The 21,039-nt window shown below is 72.2% G+C and carries 19 protein-coding genes; 7 read left to right on the top strand and 12 right to left on the bottom strand.

Features of this window, described 5'->3' with window-relative positions; all coding sequences use genetic code 11:
* Positions 1-29 precede the first annotated feature (29 nt).
* Positions 30-485 (top strand): Hsp20/alpha crystallin family protein, encoded by a 456-nt coding sequence (locus JOL79_RS24735; protein WP_210158272.1) that lies wholly within the window; start codon positions 30-32, stop codon positions 483-485.
* 203 nt (positions 486-688) lie between these two features.
* On the opposite strand, the gene JOL79_RS24730 is transcribed toward JOL79_RS24735, so the two are convergent.
* The 5 genes from JOL79_RS24730 to JOL79_RS24710 form a co-directional block, all read right to left on the bottom strand.
* Entirely contained in the window at positions 689-1,543 is an 855-nt protein-coding gene (locus JOL79_RS24730) for a universal stress protein (protein ID WP_210158271.1), read from the bottom strand.
* 75 nt (positions 1,544-1,618) lie between these two features.
* Positions 1,619-2,587, bottom strand: a complete 969-nt coding sequence (gene ligD, locus JOL79_RS24725) for a non-homologous end-joining DNA ligase (protein ID WP_210158270.1) — start codon at positions 2,585-2,587, stop codon at positions 1,619-1,621.
* A gap of 10 nt (positions 2,588-2,597) precedes the next feature.
* Positions 2,598-4,688: a S8 family serine peptidase gene (locus JOL79_RS24720; RefSeq protein WP_210158269.1), complete on the bottom strand. Its 2,091-nt coding sequence runs from the start codon at positions 4,686-4,688 to the stop codon at positions 2,598-2,600.
* Between the two features lie 109 nt (positions 4,689-4,797).
* Positions 4,798-5,082: a hypothetical protein gene (locus tag JOL79_RS24715; protein WP_210158268.1), complete on the bottom strand. Its 285-nt coding sequence runs from the start codon at positions 5,080-5,082 to the stop codon at positions 4,798-4,800.
* Between the two features lie 85 nt (positions 5,083-5,167).
* Positions 5,168-5,923: a hypothetical protein gene (locus JOL79_RS24710; RefSeq protein WP_210158267.1), complete on the bottom strand. Its 756-nt coding sequence runs from the start codon at positions 5,921-5,923 to the stop codon at positions 5,168-5,170.
* Positions 5,924-6,239: 316 nt separating this feature from the next.
* Here JOL79_RS24710 and JOL79_RS24705 point away from each other — a divergent pair, with 316 nt between their 5' ends.
* Positions 6,240-7,130, top strand: coding sequence for an SRPBCC family protein (locus JOL79_RS24705; protein WP_230985392.1), 891 nt, complete (start codon positions 6,240-6,242; stop codon positions 7,128-7,130).
* Between the two features lie 102 nt (positions 7,131-7,232).
* Entirely contained in the window at positions 7,233-8,351 is a 1,119-nt protein-coding gene (locus JOL79_RS24700) for a cation diffusion facilitator family transporter (protein WP_210158266.1), read from the top strand.
* Between the two features lie 32 nt (positions 8,352-8,383).
* On the opposite strand, the gene JOL79_RS24695 is transcribed toward JOL79_RS24700, so the two are convergent.
* Positions 8,384-8,989, bottom strand: a complete 606-nt coding sequence (locus tag JOL79_RS24695) for a TetR/AcrR family transcriptional regulator (protein ID WP_210158265.1) — start codon at positions 8,987-8,989, stop codon at positions 8,384-8,386.
* 87 nt (positions 8,990-9,076) lie between these two features.
* Between JOL79_RS24695 and JOL79_RS24690 the strand changes: the two genes are divergently transcribed.
* On the top strand, positions 9,077-9,490 hold the full coding sequence (locus JOL79_RS24690) for an organic hydroperoxide resistance protein (RefSeq protein ID WP_210158264.1): 414 nt from the start codon (positions 9,077-9,079) through the stop codon (positions 9,488-9,490).
* Between the two features lies 1 nt (position 9,491).
* On the opposite strand, the gene JOL79_RS24685 is transcribed toward JOL79_RS24690, so the two are convergent.
* The gene (locus tag JOL79_RS24685; protein ID WP_210158263.1) at positions 9,492-10,262 is read right to left on the bottom strand and encodes a sporulation protein; all 771 of its coding nucleotides are present in this window, start codon (positions 10,260-10,262) and stop codon (positions 9,492-9,494) included.
* 103 nt (positions 10,263-10,365) lie between these two features.
* On the opposite strand from JOL79_RS24685, the gene JOL79_RS24680 reads away from it, so the two are divergent.
* Both JOL79_RS24680 and JOL79_RS24675 read left to right on the top strand, forming a co-directional pair.
* Positions 10,366-11,601 (top strand): endo-1,4-beta-xylanase, encoded by a 1,236-nt coding sequence (locus tag JOL79_RS24680; protein ID WP_210158262.1) that lies wholly within the window; start codon positions 10,366-10,368, stop codon positions 11,599-11,601.
* Between the two features lie 412 nt (positions 11,602-12,013).
* Positions 12,014-14,398 (top strand): beta-glucosidase family protein, encoded by a 2,385-nt coding sequence (locus tag JOL79_RS24675; RefSeq protein WP_307848703.1) that lies wholly within the window; start codon positions 12,014-12,016, stop codon positions 14,396-14,398.
* Positions 14,399-14,475: 77 nt separating this feature from the next.
* On the opposite strand, the gene JOL79_RS24670 is transcribed toward JOL79_RS24675, so the two are convergent.
* The 4 genes from JOL79_RS24670 to JOL79_RS35580 all read right to left on the bottom strand — a co-directional run bounded on the left by JOL79_RS24670 (position 14,476) and on the right by JOL79_RS35580 (position 19,212).
* Positions 14,476-17,328, bottom strand: coding sequence for a glycosyl hydrolase family 95 catalytic domain-containing protein (locus JOL79_RS24670; RefSeq protein ID WP_210158261.1), 2,853 nt, complete (start codon positions 17,326-17,328; stop codon positions 14,476-14,478).
* A 485-nt stretch (positions 17,329-17,813) separates the two neighbouring features.
* Positions 17,814-18,242: a VOC family protein gene (locus tag JOL79_RS24665; RefSeq protein ID WP_210158260.1), complete on the bottom strand. Its 429-nt coding sequence runs from the start codon at positions 18,240-18,242 to the stop codon at positions 17,814-17,816.
* Between the two features lie 10 nt (positions 18,243-18,252).
* Complete coding sequence (locus JOL79_RS24660) at positions 18,253-18,831, bottom strand: helix-turn-helix domain-containing protein (protein ID WP_307848702.1); 579 nt, start codon at positions 18,829-18,831, stop codon at positions 18,253-18,255.
* Positions 18,832-19,002: 171 nt separating this feature from the next.
* A complete protein-coding gene (locus JOL79_RS35580) occupies positions 19,003-19,212 on the bottom strand; it encodes a S1 RNA-binding domain-containing protein (RefSeq protein WP_210158258.1) in 210 nt (69 codons plus the stop codon).
* Between the two features lie 230 nt (positions 19,213-19,442).
* On the opposite strand from JOL79_RS35580, the gene JOL79_RS24650 reads away from it, so the two are divergent.
* Entirely contained in the window at positions 19,443-19,775 is a 333-nt protein-coding gene (locus JOL79_RS24650) for a YnfA family protein (RefSeq protein ID WP_210158257.1), read from the top strand.
* A 6-nt stretch (positions 19,776-19,781) separates the two neighbouring features.
* Here the strand turns inward: JOL79_RS24650 and JOL79_RS24645 are convergent, their stop codons facing one another.
* The gene (locus tag JOL79_RS24645; protein ID WP_210158256.1) at positions 19,782-20,819 is read right to left on the bottom strand and encodes a helix-turn-helix domain-containing protein; all 1,038 of its coding nucleotides are present in this window, start codon (positions 20,817-20,819) and stop codon (positions 19,782-19,784) included.
* Between the last annotated feature and the right edge of the window lie 220 nt (positions 20,820-21,039).

Here is a 21,039-nt window from a genome sequence, read left to right as displayed (position 1 = left end):
GACTCGAACGAAGACAGGGGGTGAAGCGCATGAGCGTGCCCATGAAACGAGAGCAGCGGGGTCTGATGCCCGACTTGTTCGATCTGCTGGAGCTGCCGCTGGCCGGGTTCCGGCCCACCGGGCAGCAGATCCGGTTCGAGGACTACACGGACGACGGGCGGTACGTTCTGCGGGCCGAGGTGCCGGGAATCGATCCGGAACGGGACGTGGAGATCACCGTCGCGAACGGCATCCTCACCATTCACGCCGAGCGCAGGCAGGAGGAGAAGCGCGGGCACCGTACCGAGTTCCGGTACGGGTCGTTCACCCGATCCATCCCGCTGCCGCCCAACGCGGACGAGAACGATGTGAAGGCCAGCTACGACAATGGGATCTTGGAGGTGAAGGTGCGCCTGGCCGAGGAGAAGGAGAGGGCCAAGCGCATCCCGATCTCCATGGAGAAGGGCTCAACAGAGAAGGGTTCGACGGAGCAGGGCACCGCCTGACTCACCGGTCCCTTCCCACGCACGACGCGGCCCGGACCGTGCGCGACGACCCCAGGGTCGCTGAGGGCGCCCGCGCGGGCCGGGCCCTCGCCTTGCCGGGCCCGTCGCAGGCCCGTCGCAGGCCCGTCGCAGGCCCGTCGCAGGCCTGCCGCAGGACTGTCGCGGGCCTGCCGCCCCCCGGGCCGTCGCCTCTCGCCGGCGTCTCAGTCGCGCGGACGGACGACGGCGACCGGGCAGGCCGAGTGGTGAAGGATCGCACGGCTCACCGAGCCGAGGGCCACCGTGCCCAGGGCGCCCCTGCCGTGCGAGCCGACGACCAGCAGGTCCGCCGTGCCGGACGCCTCCGCCAGGGCCTGCGCCGGGTGCCCATAGACGAGGTCCTCCCGTACGGCCACCTCCGGGTTGTCGCGGCGGTGGTTCGCCAGGCGCTCGGACACGGCGCGCTGCTGAGCCTCCATGACCTCGTCGATGTCGTAGGTGACCTCGGGTGCCAGCGTGTACACCGGAACCCGCCAGGCGAAGATCGCGCGCAGTGTCGCGCCGCGCAGCCGGGCCTGCTCGAAGGCGTACGCCAGGGCGGGCTCGCACTCGGGCGCGTCGTCGACCCCGACGACGACCTCGCCGTGCGCGTCACGCCAGCCGGGGCGGACGACGACGACCGGGCAGTCGGTGTGCCCGGCGACGTGGGTGCTGACCGATCCGACGACCAGCCCGGCGAAGCCGCCGAGGCCCCTGCTGCCGACGACGATCTCGACGGCCTCCCGCCCCTTGTCCCTGAGGACCTTGGCCGGGATGCCCTCGACGATCTCCAGGCTGACGTCGACGCCCGGCCGCCGCTTCCGCACGACCGACTCGTCGGCGGTCAGCGCGCGCTCCGAGTGCAGGGTCAGCGGATCTCCCGCGCCGCTCGGAAACTTGGGAATGCCGTACGCCCAGTGGTCCACCACCGAGACGAGGCGCAGCGGACAGGCGCGCCGGGCGGCGTCGTCGGCGGCCCATTCGGCCGCCGAGGTCGCCTCCCGCGAACCATCGACGCCGACGATGATCGGTTGCGACACGGCGGGTCCTCCTCCCCCTCTGGCGGACCGGGCACCGGGTGGGGCGGGTCGAACCTGCCCGGCCGGCGCCCGGGATCACTCCTCCCTGACGATGTCGTCCGGGTCCTTGTCGTCCCTGATGCCGCGCCAGGAGGGATGGCGCAGCCGGTTCTCGCCGGTCCACTCGGCGTACTGGACCTCTCCCACCAGGACGGGCCGCACCCAGTGCGCCCCGCGCCGCTCCTCCGCGGCGAGCTCCTCGTGGAACGGGGACGTCTCGCTGGCCAGCGGCGCCAGCCGTTCGGCCAGGCCGCGCAGGGCCGCCTCGGTGAAGCCGGTGCCCACGCTCCCGGCGTACCGCAGCCGGCCGGCCGCGTCGTGGACGCCGAGCAGGAGCGAGCCGATCGTGGCCGCGCGCCGGCCCTCCCCCGTCTTCCACCCGCACACCACCACCTCCTGGGTGCGGAAGTTCTTCACCTTCACCCAGTCGGGCGACCGCCTGCCCGGCCGGTAGGGCGAGGTCAGCCGCTTGGCCACCACACCTTCCAGCCCCAGCCGGCGCGACTCGGCCAGCACTCCGGCGCCGCCGCCGCGGAAGTATGGCGGAATGTCCCAATGGCTCCCCCGGTGGACGATCTCCTCCAGCAGGCCCCGGCGGGCCGTGTACGGCATGGTGACGGCCGGTGCGGCGTTGACGTGGAGCACGTCGAACAGCAGGTAGGTCACCGGCACCGCCGCCGCCAGCCGGGCGATCTCCGCGGGACGCCGCTGGTGCATGCGCGGCTGCAGGGCCTCGAACGAGGGCCGTCCCCGGTCGTCGAACGCCACGATCTCGCCGTCGAGCACCACGTCGTTGCCGCTGACGGCCCCGGAGAGGCCCAGCGTCTCCGGGTAGGCCACGGTGATGTCATTGGCGTTGCGCGAGACGAGACGGACCCGGCCCGCTTCGACGTAGGCGAGCGCGCGGACGCCGTCCCACTTCATCTCGTAGGCGTAGTCCTGGTCCCGTTCGGGAAGGGAGCCGAGCCGCGCCATCATCGGCGCGTAGTCCGGCAGGCCCGCCATTGGGCGGCGCTCAGCCGAAGATCCCCGGCGCGGGCTCCGGGAGCAGTCCCGCGGCCCGCATCTCCTCCGCCAGCCAGGCCAGCGCGGTCACGCCGCTCCCCGCCGGATCGCCCGCGACGGTCCCCGGCACCGGAGCCCCAGCGGTAACCGGGGCCGTCGTCACAGGAGCCGTCCCAGGAGCCGTCACAGAGGGCGGCATTGGAGCCGTCACAGGCGGCGGCACGGGCCCCGCCGCCGTGGGGGCCGCCGTGGGGGCCGCTGCGGGTGCCGCTGCGGGTGCCACTGTGGGGGCCGCGCCGTTCACCGGCTTGCCGTCCGCCCGCCCTCCTGCCGCCGGCGCGCCCGCGGACCCGCCCGGGGCGGGTTGCAGCAGCCCGGCCAGGACCATCTCCGTCGTGAGGTGTTCGAGCAGCACGCGCGCCTCGCCCGTGGCGGACGCGACGTTGGCGAGCGCCGCCCCGAGGGCGAGCAGCGCGTTCGGCATCCCCGCGCCGGTGCGGCGCGGATCGCCGAGGTCGACCGGCACGCAGCTCGACCGGATGATCTGGAAGAGGCGGTCGACCCGCCGGGCGTCCCTGGCCCGGTAGGGGCCCGCGAAGTCCTCGTGGTGCGCGAGCACCAGCGCCGCCAGCCCCGTGACGTGTGGCGCGGCCATGGATGTGCCGTCCAGCGCGGCGTACGCGTCCGGGGGCACGGCGGAGAGGATCGCGACGCCGGGCGCGCAGACGTCGACCTCGGGGCCGTGGCAGGTGAACCGCGGGGAGAAGTAGCCCTCGGCGGTGCGCGGCTCCAGGATCTCGGCGGCGTGCGCGGAGCCGGGCGGGAACGCGTCGGCCCGGCCGATCGCGGCGACCGTCAGCACGGTCGGCAGGGTGCCGGGGAAGCCGACCGGCCCCCCGTCGTTCCCCGCGGCGACGACGCACGCCACCCCGGCGTCGCGGGCCTGCTCGATCTTGGCGGCCACGAGTGGCGACGGGTGACGGCAGCCGAGGCTCAGGTTCACCACGTCGATCCGCTGCTCGATGCAGTAGTCGAGCGCGTCGATGAGGTCGCTGAACCGGCCGCCCGGGAAGATCTTGCAGGCGTGGGTCTCGGCCTCGACCGCGAACCCCAGCACGCCCCGGCCGTTGTCGGCGCCGGCGACGACGGCGGCGCAGTGGGAGCCGTGGCCGGCCTGGTCGAGTGACCACCCCTCCGCCTTGCGGGCGACGAGGTCGATCCCGCCGGCGACCTGACCGGCCAGGTCGGGATGCCGGACGGCAGCTCCCGAGTCGACGACGGCGATCCGCACCCCCGCACCCCGGAACGTCGGCGGGAGCCGGTCGACACCCATGGCCTGCCGGCCCCACCCGAGCAGTTGCCGCGCGGGGAACCCCTCGAACGAGTCCGAGAGCCGGACCAGCTCGACGAGATTGTCCCCGGTGGTCGACAGCGCCGGCCGGTCCAGGTGGCGGCTCCAGAAGCCGGCGCGCGGCTTGACCACCACGCTCATCACGGACTCGGGGGTCTCCCCCGTCATCGTGACCACCGCCCGGCCGTCCGCGCCGGTCACCGCCTGCGCGGGCCAGCCGTACCCGGTGACGAATACCGTGGCACCGGGCACCGGCGCGCCGTCGGCGTCGCGCACCAGGAAACCGAACGTGCTCGCCACACCGGCCGGGATGGCCGCCGTCGTCGCGCGCCTCCTGCGCGGCGGCACCGGCACCTCGCTGTAGGTGAGCAGGCGGTCGCGTTCGACGTGCACCTGCGGATACCGCCGGCGGAGCTCGTCTGCGTGCTCTGGGGTCATGTCCGCGACGACGACGGCCGGGAACGGCATGCCGTCGGCGTCGAGCGGCGGGCCCCCGGCCGAGACCGGCAGACGGCGGTGCACCCGCACCCGTGGGTCGTCGCCGAGCACCCGGTGCAGGGTGTCGGCGTCGAGCGCGGGCGCGGCCACTCCCAGGGCCGTCAGATACCGCTGGGGCAGCGCCGCCACCATGTACCGCCGGGGCCGGGGCTCCACCGCCTGCGGGATCTGGCGGGCGGACTGCCTCACCCGGCCCGTGGCCGTCGCGCGGGTCCGCCCGCTCCCGTTCTTCGGCTTGTCGTCGCTGGTCATGCGTCTCGACTCTCCCCAGATCGCGCTCGTGTCGGCGGCCGCGCCCAGGGCACGGCGGGACGGCGGGGGCCCGGACCGGCCGCCGGCCGGTCCGGGCCACTCGATGGCGTCACAGCAGCGGAACGATGGGCTGACCGGGGCTCACGACGGCCAGCGCGTACTGAACCTGGCTCAGGCACGCCTCGAACTGACCCGTCCGGTACAGCCGCACCGCCTGCACGATCAGCGGGATCACCGCGGCGAGCTGGGGCGTCTGCGGGAGTGACGCCTGCAGCCAGCCGTAGATCCGCTGAAGTGTGACGGCGCAGTGCACCTGCGACGGGTTCGGCTGGCCCGGCCCGCCGGGAAGCGGCCCCGTCGCCGCCCCCACCGCCGTCGCCTGCCCCGGGCTCACTCCGTTGACTGCGGGCCCGGGTGTCCCCGGGACCGCGGAGGGCCAGGACGGCCCGGCTCCCATCGAGTCCACCGTCGGCCTCCGATCAGATCGCGGCGCCGGCGGCTACCGGGGCCTGATTGGCGGCGGCCTGCTGGTGCGGCTGGCCGATGTAGGCCTGCGGCACCTGCTGGCCGTACGGCTGGGCGTAGGCCTGGCCGTACTGCTGAGAGGCCTGCTGAGCGGCCTGCTGGACCGCCTGCTGAGCGGCCTGCTGGGCCATCTGGGCGGCGACCTGCTGCTGGACCTGCTGCTGGACCTGCTGCTGCAGCAGGTGCAGGTTCGCCTGAGCCGCGTACGGGTTCAGCTGCTGGACCTGCGGGGGCAGCACGCCGGCCTGGCCATAGTGGGCGCCGTACTGCGCGCCGTACTGAACACCGGGCTGAACGCCGTACTGAACGCCGGGCTGGACCCCGTACGGCTGAATCCCGAGCATCTGGACGTACTGCTGGCCGTAGGGCTGTGCCTGGGCCGTGAGGTGCTGCTGCAGCGGGTGCTGCTGGAGGGACTGCTGGACCTGATGCTGGTAAAGGACGGCGTCAACCACCTGACGGGCGGCCGGAGCGCCGTACCGGATCCCCTGCCGCGCGAGCTTGTTCCAGAAGCTCACCGGGCTGACGAGATGCTCCTGCGGGAGGATCTGCTCCTCCTGCTGGACCATCTGCTGGAGCATGGCGATCGGCGACACCTGCTGGCCGAGCACCTGTGGGATCTGGCCGAACTGCAGGGGCGACATGTGCGGCTGGGAGCCGTGGCCCAGCGAGGTCGCCATGAAACCGGGGTGCATCGCTGTGAACGTCATAGTCACTCCTTCGAGCCAGGGTAGGTCTGGCTCATCGCCGATCTGATTACACAGCGTGTTCGATCGAGCGCACAACGTTATAGGCGTAATGACTGATTAAGGGCGTCTTGGCGTGGAATGTCGGGCGATGTTCCGGTATAGGGCCTCGCGGGTGTCCGGGCCCCTCACCGCCGTGCTCCCGCCGGCGGTACGCCGGTCTTCGGCGAGATGATCCCCCAGGTGGGCCGGTACGGAGGCCGCCCACCTGCGCCGATGGGACGATCCCGGGACCCGCCGAGCGGGGAGCCGGTGGCGGCGGGGGTCCGTCTCGGGCAAGATGTGGGTCCTCCGAGCGCTGGTGGAGCCGGGCCGCGAGTCGCCGTCCGGCCGGCCGGTCGCCACCCCGCCCGGCGGGGCCGCCGGCGCGGACCCGGCGATCGGCACCGGCACGCACCGCGACACGAGGAGCTCCGACATGCTGCACGAGTTCGAGCTGCACAAGGAGATCGAGCTGACCGCCACCCCAGAACAGGTGTGGGAGGCGATCGCCACAGGTCCGGGGACCGACGCGTGGTTCATGGGACGGAACCAGATTGAGCAGGGTGAGGGCGGCAGAAACGAGATGGATCTCCTCGGACGCGTGCAGCGGTCCACCGTGACCGGCTGGGAACCGGGCAAACGGTTCTCCATCCGCGGCGACGCGAACCCGGACGGCTCGTTTCTCGCGATGGAGTACCTGATCGAGGGCCGGGACGGCGGCAGCACCGTCCTGCGCCTGGTGCAGAGCGGCTTCCTCGGCGACGACTGGGAGACCGAGTACGAGGCCATGCAGGAGGGCTGGGACATGTACCTCCACAAGCTCTCCCAGTACCTCACCTACTTCCCCGGCCGCGGAGCCGTCCCGATCTCGGCCGTACGGCCGCGGGCGGGCGACCGTGATCGGGCCTGGGCCACGATCATGGCCGCGCTCGGCCTCGACGGCCCGGCGGCGGAGGGCGATCCGGTGCGCTTCCAGGTCGACGGCCTGCCGCCCGCCGAAGGCGTCGTCGACTACGCCGGGCTCCCCACCTTCCTGGGCGTACGCACCTCCGACGCGCTCTACCGGTTCATCCACTCCGGCCCGCAGCGGGGCGACGTCGTCGTCCTCGGGCACCACGTCTTCGCCGACGTGGACCGGGAGGAGACCGAGCGGGCCTGGCGGGCCTGGCTCGACCACCTGTTCGCCTGACGGCCCGTCAGCGCCGCACCGCCGTCGCGAGGCGTTCGCAACAGCGGCGGCGGCGCTGTTGTCGAGGTGCCGCAGCGGGTTTCGCGCGGCATTGTTGGGCTCATGAGCCGACAGCGGACGGGCCACCACCACGATGCGCACACCCACGGCCACGACCACGACCATGGGCACGACCACGGGCACGGGCACGGGCACGGGCACGACCACGGGCACGGGCACGGGCACCGGGAGCACGGCGCCGGAATCCTGGGGCGGGCGCGCCATCTCCTCCGCCCGCACTCCCACGCGCCCGCCGACAAGGTGGACGCGTCCGTGGAGGCGTCCGCGCGCGGCATGCGGGCCCTGTGGGTGTCCCTGACCGGACTCGGGGCGACGACCGCCCTCCAGGCGGCCGTGGTCGCGATCTCCGGGTCGATCGCGCTTCTCGGCGACACCCTGCACAACGCCGTCGACGCGCTGACGGCGGTCCCGCTCGGGATCGCGTTCCTGCTCGGGCGCCGCCCGCCGAACCGCCGCTACACGTACGGGTACGGACGGGCCGAGGACCTCGCCGGGATCGTGATCGTCCTGGCCATCGCCGCCTCCTCGGCGGCCGCCGCGTACGCCGCGATCGTCCGCCTGCTGCACCCGCAGGAGGTGTCGAATCTGGGGGCCGTGGCGGGGGCCGCCCTCGTCGGGTTCGCGGGCAACGAACTGGTGGCGAGGTATCGGATCCGAGTGGGCCGGGCCATCGGGTCGGGCGCGCTGGTGGCGGACGGCCTGCACGCGCGCACCGACGGGTTCGCCTCGCTCGCCGTGCTGCTGGGCGCCGCCGGTGCGGCGGCCGGGCTGCGCTGGGCCGACCCGCTGGTGGGTCTTCTCATCACCGTCGCGATCCTCGCCGTCCTGCGGCAGGCGGCCCTGGAGGTGTGGCGGCGGCTCATGGACGCGGTCGACCCCGAGCTGGTCGAGCGGGCGGAGACGACGCTGCTGGCCACCGCGGGCGTGCTCGGCGTCGGGCAGGTGCGGCTGCGCTGGATCGGTCACCGGCTCCGGGCCGAGTGCGACGTCGTCGTCGACGCCGGCGCCACGGCGGTGGAGGCCCACCGGGTCGCGGTGGCGGCCGAGCACGGGCTGATGCACGCCATCCCGCGGCTCACCGCAGCGGTCGTGCACGCCGATCCGCACCCGCCGGAGGGCGTGGACCACCACGCCCTGCTCGCCGATCACCGGGCGGCCTGACACCCTTCACGCGCCCGGACGGCTGGGACGGGTCAGGACGCGGCGGCCTCGGCCGGTGCGGCGAGAACGCGCGTGATCGCGACGCGGGTCCGGCTCCGCGCCTCGGCGGCGTCGTCGAGCGCGGCGCCCGCCACCATGCCGTCCCGGAGCAGGACGAGGATGCCCGCCGTGACGGCGGCGTCCGGGCGGCCCATCTCCGTCAGCAGTTCCTCCATCAGCCCGCGGAACCACGCCCGGTGCCCGGCCACGGTCCGCCGTACCGGATGCTCCGGGTCGGGATACTCGGCGGCGGCGTTGACGAAGGCGCAGCCGCGGAACCCGGGACCGCAGGCGATCTCCCCCAGCACGTCGAACACGCGCAGCAGCCGTTCCCCGGCGGTCAGCGCGTTCGCGCCGAGCGCCTGGGCGGCCGCCCGCTGCTGGAGGCTCATCTCCTCGAGGTAGGCGACGACCAGCAGGTCCTTCGTGGGGAAGTGGTGGTAGAAGGTCGCCTTCGCGACCCCCGCCTCGGTGATGATGCGATCGATCCCCACCGCCCGGATGCCCTCCGCGTAGAAGAGGGCGGCGGCGGTGTCGAGAATGCGCCGTCTGGGGGGCGAAGCCGTCTTGCGAGGGGTTCCGGCGACGATGGCACTCATGACTTGACGGTACCAGACAGACCTGTCTAGTCTCTGATCCCAGCACGACAGAACAGACAGGTCTGTCTAGCACGTTGAGGAGCAGTCATGAGCGTCCTGTACACCGGCATCGCCACCTCCTCCGGCCGGGACGGCCGGGCCGTCTCGTCGGACGGCAAGCTGGACCTGCGGCTCGACCGGCCGGTGGAGCTCGGCGGGACGGGCGAGGGCACCAACCCCGAGCAGCTGTTCGCCGCCGGCTACTCCGCGTGCTTCGCGAGCGCGCTCGGTCTCGTCGCCGGCCGCCTGGGAGTCGACGTGGGCGACGCCTCGGTGACCGCCGAGGTGGGCCTGAACCCGAACGGCTCCGGCGGCTTCGGCCTCTCCGTCACGCTCCGCGTCGAGCTGCCCGACGAGCTGTCCCCCGAGGAGGGCCGCAAGGTGGTCGAGGCCGCGCACCAGGTGTGCCCCTACTCGAACGCCACCCGCGGCAACATCCCGGTCGAGCTCGTGATCGAGTGACCTAGAACCAGCCGCGGCGGCGGGCCATCGCGTCGAGGCCTTCGAGCAGCGACCGTTCGACGGTGGCGGGGTGGTCACCGTAGTGGACCCGGAAGCGGTCGTAGACGTCGTGGCTCGACGTCAGGAAACCGCCCCGCGTGTCGGCCTCGAGGATCACGTCCATCGACTGCGGGCCGGCCAGAAACGTCAGCTCCAGCTCGTTGAAGTGGCGGCGCCACTGCGGGCCCGCGTGGTATTCGATCTCCTGGAAGAACGGCATGGACGAGCCCCGCAGCCTGCCGTTCTCCAGATCGGCCCGCTTGAAGCGGAACCCCAGGCGGTCGAGCGCGGCGAGCACGTGATCCTGCTCCGGCAGCGGCGCGACGAACAGCGGGTCGAGGTCGCCCTTGTCGAGGGCGCCGGCGAGCGCGAGCTCGGTGGCCACGCCCAGCCGCATGCCGGGCAGCGGACGCCCGGCGACGGCGCTGATCGGCGTCTCCCAGGGGATCGCGATCTCGAACGGCAGCGCGCGGGCCTCCCCCGACCGCAGCTCGAACGGCCCCGAGACCCTGGACCTCTGGAAGGTGTAGGTCGCGTGGTGCTCGCTGTCGCCGTGCTCGACCTCGACGACGGCGGTGAGGTCGACGGTGATGCCCTCCACCTTGTAGTCGGACGAGCCGCCCCGCAGGCGGACCTCACCCCGCAGGCTCTGCCCCGGGCGCACCTGCGCGGCGCCCAGCACCGTGTCGACCTCGACCCCGGCCCCGAATGCGGCCATCAACCTCCGGAACATCCGGTTCTCCTCCTCGACCCGTGCCGGCGCGTTCACGGGGGCAACGGGCGGCGGTGTGATCGGGTTCCCCTCCGCCCGGCGGAGTCCGCCGCACAATGGCGGCATGACTTCACACCCCCGCCTGACGCACCGCATCGCCGACGCCACCCTCACCGTCACCGTGGACGGGGCGCCGTTCACGGGACGGGAGGTGGTCGTCGCCCAGCGCGACCACCGGTTCCTGTTCGGCTGCACGGGCGGCGACCTGGTGCCCTCCACCGGTGACCCCAATGGCGACGACCCCGCCGTGCCGCAGGACGAGCGGCTCGCGAGCCTGTTCCTGGAACTCTTCAACTTCGCCACGCTGCCCTTCTACTGGGGCTGGTTCGAGCCGGTGCGCGGCCGGCCGGAGACCGAGCGGACGCTCGCGCTCGCGCGCTGGTTCAAGGAGCGCGGCCGCCTGGTCAAGGGCCACCCCCTGGCCTGGCACACCGTGACGGCCGACTGGCTGAAGGACCTGCCCACCGACGAGATCGCCCGCGAACAGGTGGCGAGGATCAAGCGGGAGACGACCGGCTTCGCCGGAGTCGTCGACATGTGGGACGTGGTCAACGAGGTCGTCATCATGCCGATCTTCGACAAGTACGACAACGGCATCACCCGCCTCTGCCGGGAGATGGGCCGCATTCCGATGGTCAGGATGCTCTTCGAGGCGGCCCGCGAGGGGGATCCCTCGGCGACGCTGCTGCTCAACGACTTCGACATGTCGGCCGCGTACGAGTGCCTGATCGAGGGACTCCTGGAGGCGGGCGTCCGGATCGACGCGCTCGGCCTGCAGAGCCACATGCACCAGGGCTACTGGGGTGAGGAGAAGACCCTCGCCGTCATCGACCGCTTCGCCCGGTACGGGCTGCCGATCCACTTCACCGAGACGACGATCGTGTCGGGGCATCTGATGCCGGAGGACATCGTCGATCTGAACGACTACCAGATCCCCGAGTGGCCGACCACGCCCGAGGGCGAGGCCCGGCAGGCCGACGAGATCGCCCGGCACTACCGGACGCTGCTGTCGCACCCGGCCGTGGCGGCCGCCACCTACTGGGGCTTCACCGACGGGGGCTGGCTCGGCGCCCCGGGCGGGTTCGTCCGCGCGGACGGCACGCCCAAGCCCGCGTACGACGCGCTGCGCTCACTGGTCAAAGAGGAGTGGTGGGTGCCGCCGACGACGCTGGCGACCGACGCCGAGGGCCGCGTACGTTTCAGCGGTTTCCTGGGCGACTACGAGGTGTCGGCGGCCGGGCGGAGCGCGGTCTTCCAACTGGAGGCGGCCGGCGAGGTGAGCGTGGCGGCCGCCCTCTGACCGTCGCCCCGAGACCTGGCCCCGAAACCTTTCGCGACTGTTTTCGGGGGACGTTTCGAGAGGCTCCGAGCCCGTCCAAGCCGCGGACCGCCGGGGCGGGCGCGCGCTCCGCCCCGGGCCGGGATCACCACATCGGATGACACCGGAGAGTCATCTCACCCTTGACGTGCTTCGACCAGCCGTCTAAGTTGCTCCACGAGCCATCAAGTTTCATAATTTTTTCGAAAATTTTCGGCGCCACCTTGAGACCCTGTGCGACAGGCGGTCCCGGCGGTGCTCCCGCCCCTCCTCGGCGGGAGCGCCGATAACGGTCGCCGGGCCCGCGTCGCGACCGGTACGGCCGGGGCGCGCCCGGCGGTCGCCGGGCCGCGAACCCGGTCGTACGCACTCGTCGACTTCAGTGGAGAGCAGCGTGGTTGTGAGCACGGACGCGTCGTCGGAGCTGTGGCGGGACAGCGGCGTTCCCGATGAGGAGCGGGTCGAGGCGCTGATGGCCCGGATGAGCCCGGCCGAGAAGATCGCGCAGCTGTACGGCGTATGGGTGGGCATCGACAACGCCGACGGCCAGATGGCGCCGCACCAGCACGAGTTCGCGCGGCTGCCGGTCGAATGGGAGGAACTGATCAGGGCGGGGATCGGCCAGCTGACCCGGCCGTTCGGGACCGCGCCCGTGGAGCCGCGTACGGGGGCGGCGACTCTGGCCAAGGCGCAGCGGGAGATCGTCGCCGCGGGCCGCTGGGGCATCCCCGCGCTCGTGCATGAGGAGTGCCTGACCGGGCTGGCGGCGTGGACGGCCTCCGTCTACCCGTCCCCCCTGTGCTGGGGCGCCACCTTCGACCCCGAACTGATCGAGCGCATGGGCGCCCAGATCGGCGCCACGATGGCCCGGCTGGGCGTCCACCAGGGGCTCGCCCCCGTGCTGGACGTCGCCCGCGACCTGCGCTGGGGCCGGGTGGAGGAGACCATCGGCGAGGACCCGCTGCTGGTCGGCACCATCGCCACCGCCTACATCCGGGGCCTGCAGTCGGCCGGGATCATCGCGACGCTCAAGCACTTCGTCGGCTACTCGGCCTCCAAGGCGGGCCGTAACCTGGCCCCCGTCTCGGCCGGGCCCCGCGAGATCGCCGACGTCCTGCTCCCGCCGTTCGAGATGGCCCTGCGCGCCGGGGTGGACTCGGTCATGAACTCCTACACCGACATCGACGGCCTGCCCGTGGCCGCCGACCCCACCCTGCTGAGTGACCTGCTGCGCACCGAGTACGGCTTCACCGGCACCGTCGTGGCCGACTACTTCTCCGTGGCCTTCCTGCAGACTCTGCACAACGTGGCCGAGTCGCCCGCCGACGCCGCGCGCCTGGCGCTGACCGCGGGCATCGACGTCGAGCTGCCCACGGTCAACTGCTTCGGCTCCCCGCTGGCCGAGGCGATCGAGAGCGGTGCGATCGACCCCGCCCTCGTCGACCGCGCCCTCCGCCGTGTCCTGCTGCAGAAGTGCCGCCTGGGCCTGCTCGACCAGGACTGGAGTCCCGAGCCGCCCATCCTCGCCGAGTCGGGCGACGAGGCGTCGGACGGACACCCCGAGGAAGTGGGCCGGCCACTGGACGGCGCGCTGGACGGGCCGGCCGAGCGCGCGCTGGCCGCCGAGGTGGCCCGCCGCTCGATCGTGCTGCTGAGCAACACCGGCACGCTGCCCCTGCCGCCCGCCACCCGGCTGGCCGTCGTCGGCCCGCGCGCCGACACCCCGCACGCCATGATGGGCTGCTACTCCTTCCCCCTGCACGTCGGCGTCCACCACCCCGATCTGGCCATGGGCGTCCGCGTCCCGACTCTGCTGGACGCGCTGCGGTCCGACGCCGCCGGCTACTCCGTCGTCCATGAGCAGGGCTGCCCGGTCGTCGGCGGCGATGACGAGGGCATCGCCGCCGCGGCCCGGGCGGCCGCCGCGGCCGACGTGTGCGTCGCCGTCCTGGGCGACCAGGCCGGGCTCTTCGGCGGCGGCACCTCGGGCGAGGGCTGCGACGCGGTCACACTGAGCCTGCCCGGGCGGCAGGAGGACCTGCTGGAGGCGCTTCTGGACACCGGCACCCCGGTCGTGCTGGTACTGCTGTCCGGCCGCCCGTACGACCTGTCCCGGCAGTCCGGCCGCCTGGCCGCAATCGTGTGCGGGTTCTTCCCCGGCGAGGAGGGCGCGGCCGCTCTGGCCGACGTCCTGTCCGGCCGCGCCGACCCCTCCGGACGGCTGCCGGTCAGCTTCCCCGCCGACAGCACGCAGCCGGCCACCTACCTGGCGTCGCCGCTCGCCCGGCCGAACGAGGTCAGCTCCGTCGACCCCACCCCGCTTTTCCCCTTCGGCCACGGCCTGTCCTACGCCCCGCCCGCGTGGACCGTCGTCACCGCCGACACCACGCGCGAGTGGCCGACCGACGGCACCTTCGACGTGCACGTCACCCTGCGCAACTCCGCCCCGCACGCGGTCTCCGAGGTGGTCCAGATCTACCTGCACGACCCCGTCGCCGAGGTCGCCAGGCCGGTCCAGACGCTCCTGGCCGCGCCACGCGTCGACCTGCTCCCCGGCCAGAGCCGCCGGGTCAGCGTCACCCTGCACGCCGACCAGACCTCCTACACCGGCGCCGCGGGTCACCGTCAGGTCGACCCCGGCCGGGTCGAGCTCCGTGTGGGCGCCTCGAGCGCGGACATCCGCCACACCGCGGTCGTCACCATGGCCGGGCCGCGCCGCCGCGTCGGCTTCGACCGGGTCATGCGCGCGACGGTCACCTCGGCGGACGTCCAGGACTGAGCCGGGCCCCGCCGTCGGAATCCCCCGAGGCGGGGCCCGGCACTCCCGGGTCGGGCCGGCGGGTCACCGGCCGTCCGTCACAGGTTCGTGATGGTCCACAGGTTGTTGGTGTTGGTGTTGGGCGTCCACATGCCCACGGTGGAACCGGCGGTGGTGCTGCCCATGCCGTCGAGGGCGGTGCCGGTGCCACGGTTGATGATCTGGTAGCGGCCGTTGCCGGTGTTGTTCAGGCGCCACTGCTGGTTGTTGCCGCCGTTCCAGGCCGACTGGCGGCAGACGGCGCCGTTGGCGGTGTTGCCCCAGCTGTCGGCGACCATGCCGTTGGTCCGGTTGACGATGCGGTACCAGCCGCCGCCCAGGTCGACGAGCTGCCACTGCAGGTTGTTGCTGCCGTCCCAGTTCCACTGCTTGAGGTTCGACCCGGAGGCGACGTTGCCGCCGCTGTCCAGGACCAAGCCGGAGCTGACGTTGGCGATCCGCACGTAGCTCGTGGCGGGCGGCGGCGTGCCGGTCCCCGTCATGCGGTACGTACGGCCGGCCTGGCCGGTCAGCGCGATGACGTCGCTCTCCGGCTTGGTGACCGTGACGGCGTCACCGGTGTCGGCGTCGACCACCTGATAGGTCCCGGTGAACATCCGGTTGCGCACGTTGACCGTGCCGGCGCGGTCGAACGCGATGAGGATCTCGGTGGCCGCGCCTGAGCTCCAGGTGGTGCCCACGGTGTAGCCGCCGCGGCCGCGCAGGCCCTGCACCTTCCCGCTCCCCCAGGCCGCCGGCAGCGCAGGCAGCACGTTCAGCTCGCCGTTGTGGCTCTGCAGCAGCATCTCCGCGATGCCGGACGTGGCGCCGAAGTTGCCGTCGATCTGGAACGGCGGGTGCAGGTCGAACATGTTCGGCGCGAGCCGGGCGGTCGTCACCAGGAGGCGGATCAGGTCGTGCGCCCGCGTGCCCTCCTCCATCCGGGCCCAGTAGTTGATCTTCCAGGCGAGCGACCAGCCGGTGCCGTCGTCGCCGCGGAGCTCCAGGGTCCGCCGGGCCGCGGTGTAAAGCGACGGGGTGCCGCGCTTGGTGATCTGGTTGCTCGGGTGCAGACCGTAGAGGTGGGAGATGTGCCGGTGGTTCTGCTCGGTCTCCACCCAGTCGTACAGCCACTCCTGGATGTTGCCGCGCGAGCCGACCTTCATCGGGGCCAGCCGGTCGCGGGCGGCCAGCACCTGTGTCCGGAAGTCGGCGTCGACGCCGAGCGCCTGGCTGGCCTTGGCGCAGCCGTTGAACAGGTCACGCAGGATCTGGTTGTCCATCGTGGGGCCGGCGCACACGCTGACGCCCGAATGGTGGTTCAGCTCGGGGGAGTTCGACGGGTTCGTCACCAGATACCCCAGGCTCGGCTCCTGGACGAGCGTTTCCAGGAAGAACTGAGCGGAGCCCTTCATGGCGGGGTAGTACTGCCGGAGGAAGTCGAGGTCGCCGGTGAAGAGGTAGTGGTCCCAGATCATGGTCGACAGCCACGCGCCGCCGGTCTGCCACATGCCCGCCGCGGCGAAGTCGACCACCGACGAGCCCCGCCATGCGTCGGTGTTGTGGTGGGTCACCCAGCCGCCCGCGTTGTACTGCACGCGGGCCGTTCGGCCGCCGGTGACCGTGAGGTCCTGGATCATCCGGAACACCGGCTCGTAACACTCCGACAGGTTCGTCGTGTCTGTCGGCCAGTAGTTCATCGGCAGGTTGGCGTTGAGCGTGTACTTCGAGTCCCACGCCGGGGCCAGCGAGTCGTTCCAGATGCCCTGCAGGTTGGCCGGCTGGCTGCCCGGACGCGAGGAGGAGATCAGCAGGTAGCGGCCGAACTGGAACAGCAACACCGAGAACTGCGGGTCGTTGGTGTTGGCGTGCTGCGCGATCCGCACGTCGGTCGGCTGGTCCGCCGCCGAGGTGCGGCCGAGGTCGAGTGTCGTGCGGCCGAACAGCTTCTGGTAGTCGGTCACATGCCGGCTGCGCAGGTCGTCGTAGGTCCTGCCGGTGGCGGCGTCGAGGTGACCCCGCGCGATGCCCTGGTAGTCGCCCCCGACGTTCTGGTAGTTGACGTAGCTGGAGCCGATGGAGATCAGCACCGTCACGCTGTTGGCGCCGGACACCTGGAGCGTGCCGCCGGAGCTGCTGACCGTGCCGCCGTCGGCGATGGCCCGCGCCAGCGCCAGGAACTTGACCGAGCCGGTCTTCCCCTCGAAGTTGCCCGAGACGCCGTCGAGCGCCACCGTCCGGCTGTCCGGGCTGGAGCGCGTCGTCCGCTGGGGGCTGTCGAACGTCGCGGAGAACGAGATGGAGCCGCCCCGGTCGGCGGTCAGCCGGATGGCGATGACCTGATCCGGCGCGCTGGCGAGCGTCTCACGCCTGTACCGCACGCCGTTCTGCAGATACGAGACCGTCGTGGTGGCCGTGGTCAGGTCGAGGAAGCGGGTGTACTCCGAGACGCCACTGGTGTTGCCGATGGCGAGCCGCAGATTGCCGACGGTCTGGTAGGCGAGCTGGCCCGCCGGGCTGCCCAGCATGTTCTGGTCGATCAGGCTCTGGGCCTGGCTCCACTGGTTCTGGAAGACCGCCTGCCGGATCTGCGCCAGCGCCCCGGCGCCCCGCGTGTTGCTCTGGTCGTACGGCCCGCCGCCCCAGACGGTGTCCTCGTTGAGCTGCAGACGCTCGGTGTCGACGTTCCCGAACACCATGGCGCCGAGGCGCCCGTTGCCGATCGGAAGCGCGCGCAGCCAGTCCGTGCCCGCGCTCGCGTCGTACCACAGCGCCAGATCGTTCGCGGCGCGCACCTCCGGGGGCGCGACCGACGCGGCCCGGGCGGCCGCCGTCCACTGAAGCGGCAACAGCGCGGCTCCGGCTCCGGCCGCGCTGTATTTCAGCACTTGCCTTCGCGAGAAGTCGGACATCTCGGTTCTCCGTCCTAAAGGGGGGTTTCGGACGGCCTCACATCGGCACGAGCACGCGCTGACAGCGACCTGCCAGCGCGAGGGTTTCGGCGGGACCCACGGCACCGAGGAGGCTCTGATCAAGATGACCGAAAGGCTATGAACGTTGGAGCAATAGGGTCAATGGCCCACGGAACCGGCGGCCAATCCGCGCATTCTCCACAAACACCCCATGAGAGATCGGGTCTTTCCTGAATCACTCCTCACCATCGTCATCGCGGCATGATGCCTGGTCGTGGGCCCGCGCCGCCGGACCGGCGCCCATCCCACCGGACGAGTGCGGACCGGCGCGCGGGGCGGGCGTCGCCAGGACCCGCGGGCCGGGATGAAAATTTCACGGCAGCCTGCGGTTTCCCGCCCCACCCCCACGCCGTCAATCCGTCAGTCACAGCGCCGCCCCAGCGCCCTCGCAGCGGGGGCACCGTCATCGGCGGGTTTTCGGCGGCTCAGCCGAAGTTCGCCGGGTCGAACTCCTTCGGCTCGACGAGGACGAGCCAGTTGCCCGAGTTGTCGCGCATGACCGCCTCGATGCCGTACGGCCGGTCGGACGGCTCCTGCAGGAACGTCACGCCCTTGGCCTTCAGCTCCTCGTATGTCTTGCGGCAGTCGTCGACCTGCAGCCCGAGGCCGCCCATCTCGCCCTTCTCGAGCTGCCGCCGGATGAAGTCGGCGGCCTCGGGGTTGAGCGGGGGGCCGGGCGTCATCAGGGTGACTTCGATCTCGGGCTGGTTCGGGTGGCTGACCGTCACCCATCGGAAGCCCTCACCCATCGTGACGTCGGCGCGCGGCACGAAGCCGAGCACGTCGACGTAGAACTCCCGCGCGCGGTCCTGGTCGAGGCAGTAGACGGTGACCAGTGAAATGTTGGTAATCACGCTTATCACCCTAGTTCGCGCTGGTCAGGGGGCGCTTCCTGGAAATTGCGCGGCTCTCGCCACCGGCCGGAGGCGCGAGCCGGGACCCGTCCCGGAGCGCGTCCCGCCGGACCCGCTCCTGTGTCCCCCCGGACCGGCCGGACCCGCTGATCCCAGTCGTGCGCCCCGTCGTGCCGGCGGGGTCGACGCCGCCGCGCATGAACAGATAACAGCCGGGGACGTGGGCCCCGCCCGCGGCGGCCCACCGGTCGCGATAGGCGGTGGGGCTCTCTCCCACCAGTTCCTTGAACCGGGACGAGAACGACCCGAGGCTGGCGAACCCGACCATGACGCAGATCTCGGTCACCGTCAGGTTGGCGGAGCGCAGCAGATCCTGGGCACGCTCGATGCGACGCCGGGTCAGGTAGCGGATCGGCGTCTCCCCGTACGCCGCCTCGAAGCTGCGCACGAAGTGATATTTGGAGATCCCGGCCACCCGGGCCAGCCGGTCGAGGTCGAGCTTGGCCGCGTAGTGGCGGTCGATGTGGTCGCGCGCCCGCCGGACGTGCGGAAGCAGGTGCAAGGTCACGGTGCGCGTTGTGCTGCTCACGCCCTGGAGACTAGGGCATGCCTCCGACAGGAAGACGACAGCGTTCCGGCAGGAAGACGACCACATGCGACGACGGCCGGGCGACGCCCCGGATAATGCGGAGGGACGCCGACCCGGGGGAGTCCGTTTCCCCCGGGTCGGCGCTCTCACTCACGTGAGATCAGGGCGTCGTCAGGCCGGGGCCAGGCTGAACCGCTGGTTCTCGAGGTCGATCGCGAGGATGCGAACCGAGACGCGGCTGCCGACAGGCCAGGACTGCTGATGGGCGAGCCCGGTGAAGCCGTCGGATTCGACGAACGAACCGAACGGCACCTCCTTGGTCACCACGCCCTCGATCACGTCACCCACCTGGTGACGGGCGAGAAAACTCTGCCAGCTCACGCATATCACCTCCTTCCGCTGCGAGTGGCTGTACGCACTTCTCGCAACGAGGGCGGGCCTCTCGCCCGCGCGGTGATCAAGCGGCGGCCGGGTACCCGTTCTGTGCGCGGCCCACGGCCGACCCGGCAGTCATGACCGCGATCCTAGCGAACGCCGCCGGAGATGCGGAAGGCCCGCCCTCGGGCCCGGACGTGACGGGTGGCGCGAGACGGTGCTCTACCCTCCCAGAAGTGACCGTCGCGCGTTCTCTGCTGCTTTTCGTCCTGGCCGCTCTCGCCGAGATCGGCGGGGCGTGGCTCGTCTGGCAGGGGGTGCGCGAGCAGCGCGGGCTGTGGTGGGTGGGGGCCGGGTTCGTCGCCCTGGGGATCTACGGGCTGGTGGCCACCTTCCAGCCCGACGCCGACTTCGGCCGCATCCTCGCCGCCTACGGAGGCGTGTTCGTGGCCGGCTCGCTCGTGTGGGGCATGGTGGCCGACGGCTTCCGTCCCGACCGGTGGGACGTGATCGGCGCGGCCGTCTGCGTGCTCGGCGTCCTGGTCATCATGTACGCCCCGCGGGGCTGAGCGCCCTCAGTCGTACGGCTCCAGCCAGCCGCGGCTGCGCGCGATGAGGGCGATCTGGAAACGCGTCCTGGCGCCCAGCGCCCTGGCCACGTCGCTGATGTGCTTCTGCACGGTACGGCGGCTGAGCCCGAGCACCCGCGCCACCGCCTCGTCCTTCATGCCCGCGGCCAGCAGCCGGAGGATGTCGTGGGTGCGGCCGTCGAGTTTCTCGGGATGTCCGCCCACCTGGCCCGCGCCGGGCTCCGGCGAGTTCAGCACGACCGGCACGGCGCGTTCCCACACGCTCTCGAACAGCGTGATCAGCACGTCGATCAGGGCCGGCGCGTGGATCAGGAGGGATCCGGCGGCCGGGTCGTCCGGGCGCAGCGGCATGATGGCCGCCGTGCGGTCGAAGACGACCAGCTTCATCGGCACTCCGGCGCACACCCGCAGCCGGCCGCCGATCGCGGTGCCGCGCAGCACCGTCTCCAGCGACTGCTCGTCCGCCAGCCCGTCGGTGTCGTACACCGACCGGAACCGGACGCCGTCCTGCCAGACGAGGCCCGTTCCCCCGCCCTGTGACCCACCCGGCGACCCGCCCGGGGCCGGCGAGGTGACGTACGGCGGCTTGGCGAGGTGGAGCACCTGGTCGCGGCTGGCCTTGAGCGACTGCGCGTAGCGGGCCGCGACCTCCTCGGGCGTCTGCAGGGCCTCGAACAGGTCGGACGCCACGTAGCGGCCCGCCGCGGCCCGGTACGCGTCGTGCAACCGCTCCACCTGCAGCTCGGCCAGCGCGAGCTCCTCACGCCTGCGGGCGAGCAGCGGCCCGAGCGAGGCGCGCGGCGGGGCGGCGCGCCAGCGGGCGGGCGATCCGCCCATGCGAACCGCCAGGCCCTCCGCCTCCAGCGCCGCAAGAGCGGCCGCGACGTCGTCGCGCGCGGCGGACAGAGCGGCGGCAACCGCCTCCTCCACCGCGTCCGGATGGCCCACCAGATGCTCCAGCACCCGTACGGCGAGGAAGGGCAGACCCGTGCCCGCCCAGGATCCCCCGGGGGACAGGTCCATCGTTCACTCCCACTGGCCCTGGCGTACGTGCGCGTGCCGCCGATCGTACGCCGCTCGCCCCGCCACGGCCGACCGGGTCCTCTCCCCGTCGGACGCCCCTTCTCACCTGCGCAGCTGCGCGAACCCGCAGCGTCAGGTCCTTGTCGGCCGGGGCGGCGCCGCGCGAAGGTGATCGACGGCTGATCAGACAAACAGGTCAGTTTACATGTTTGTCATTTGG

Origin of the sequence: Microbispora oryzae (genome assembly GCF_017896165.1) — a bacterium.
Taxonomy (GTDB): domain Bacteria; phylum Actinomycetota; class Actinomycetes; order Streptosporangiales; family Streptosporangiaceae; genus Microbispora; species Microbispora oryzae.
Note: the sequence above shows the minus strand (reverse complement) of the source record. Positions and strands in the feature narration are given on the sequence as shown.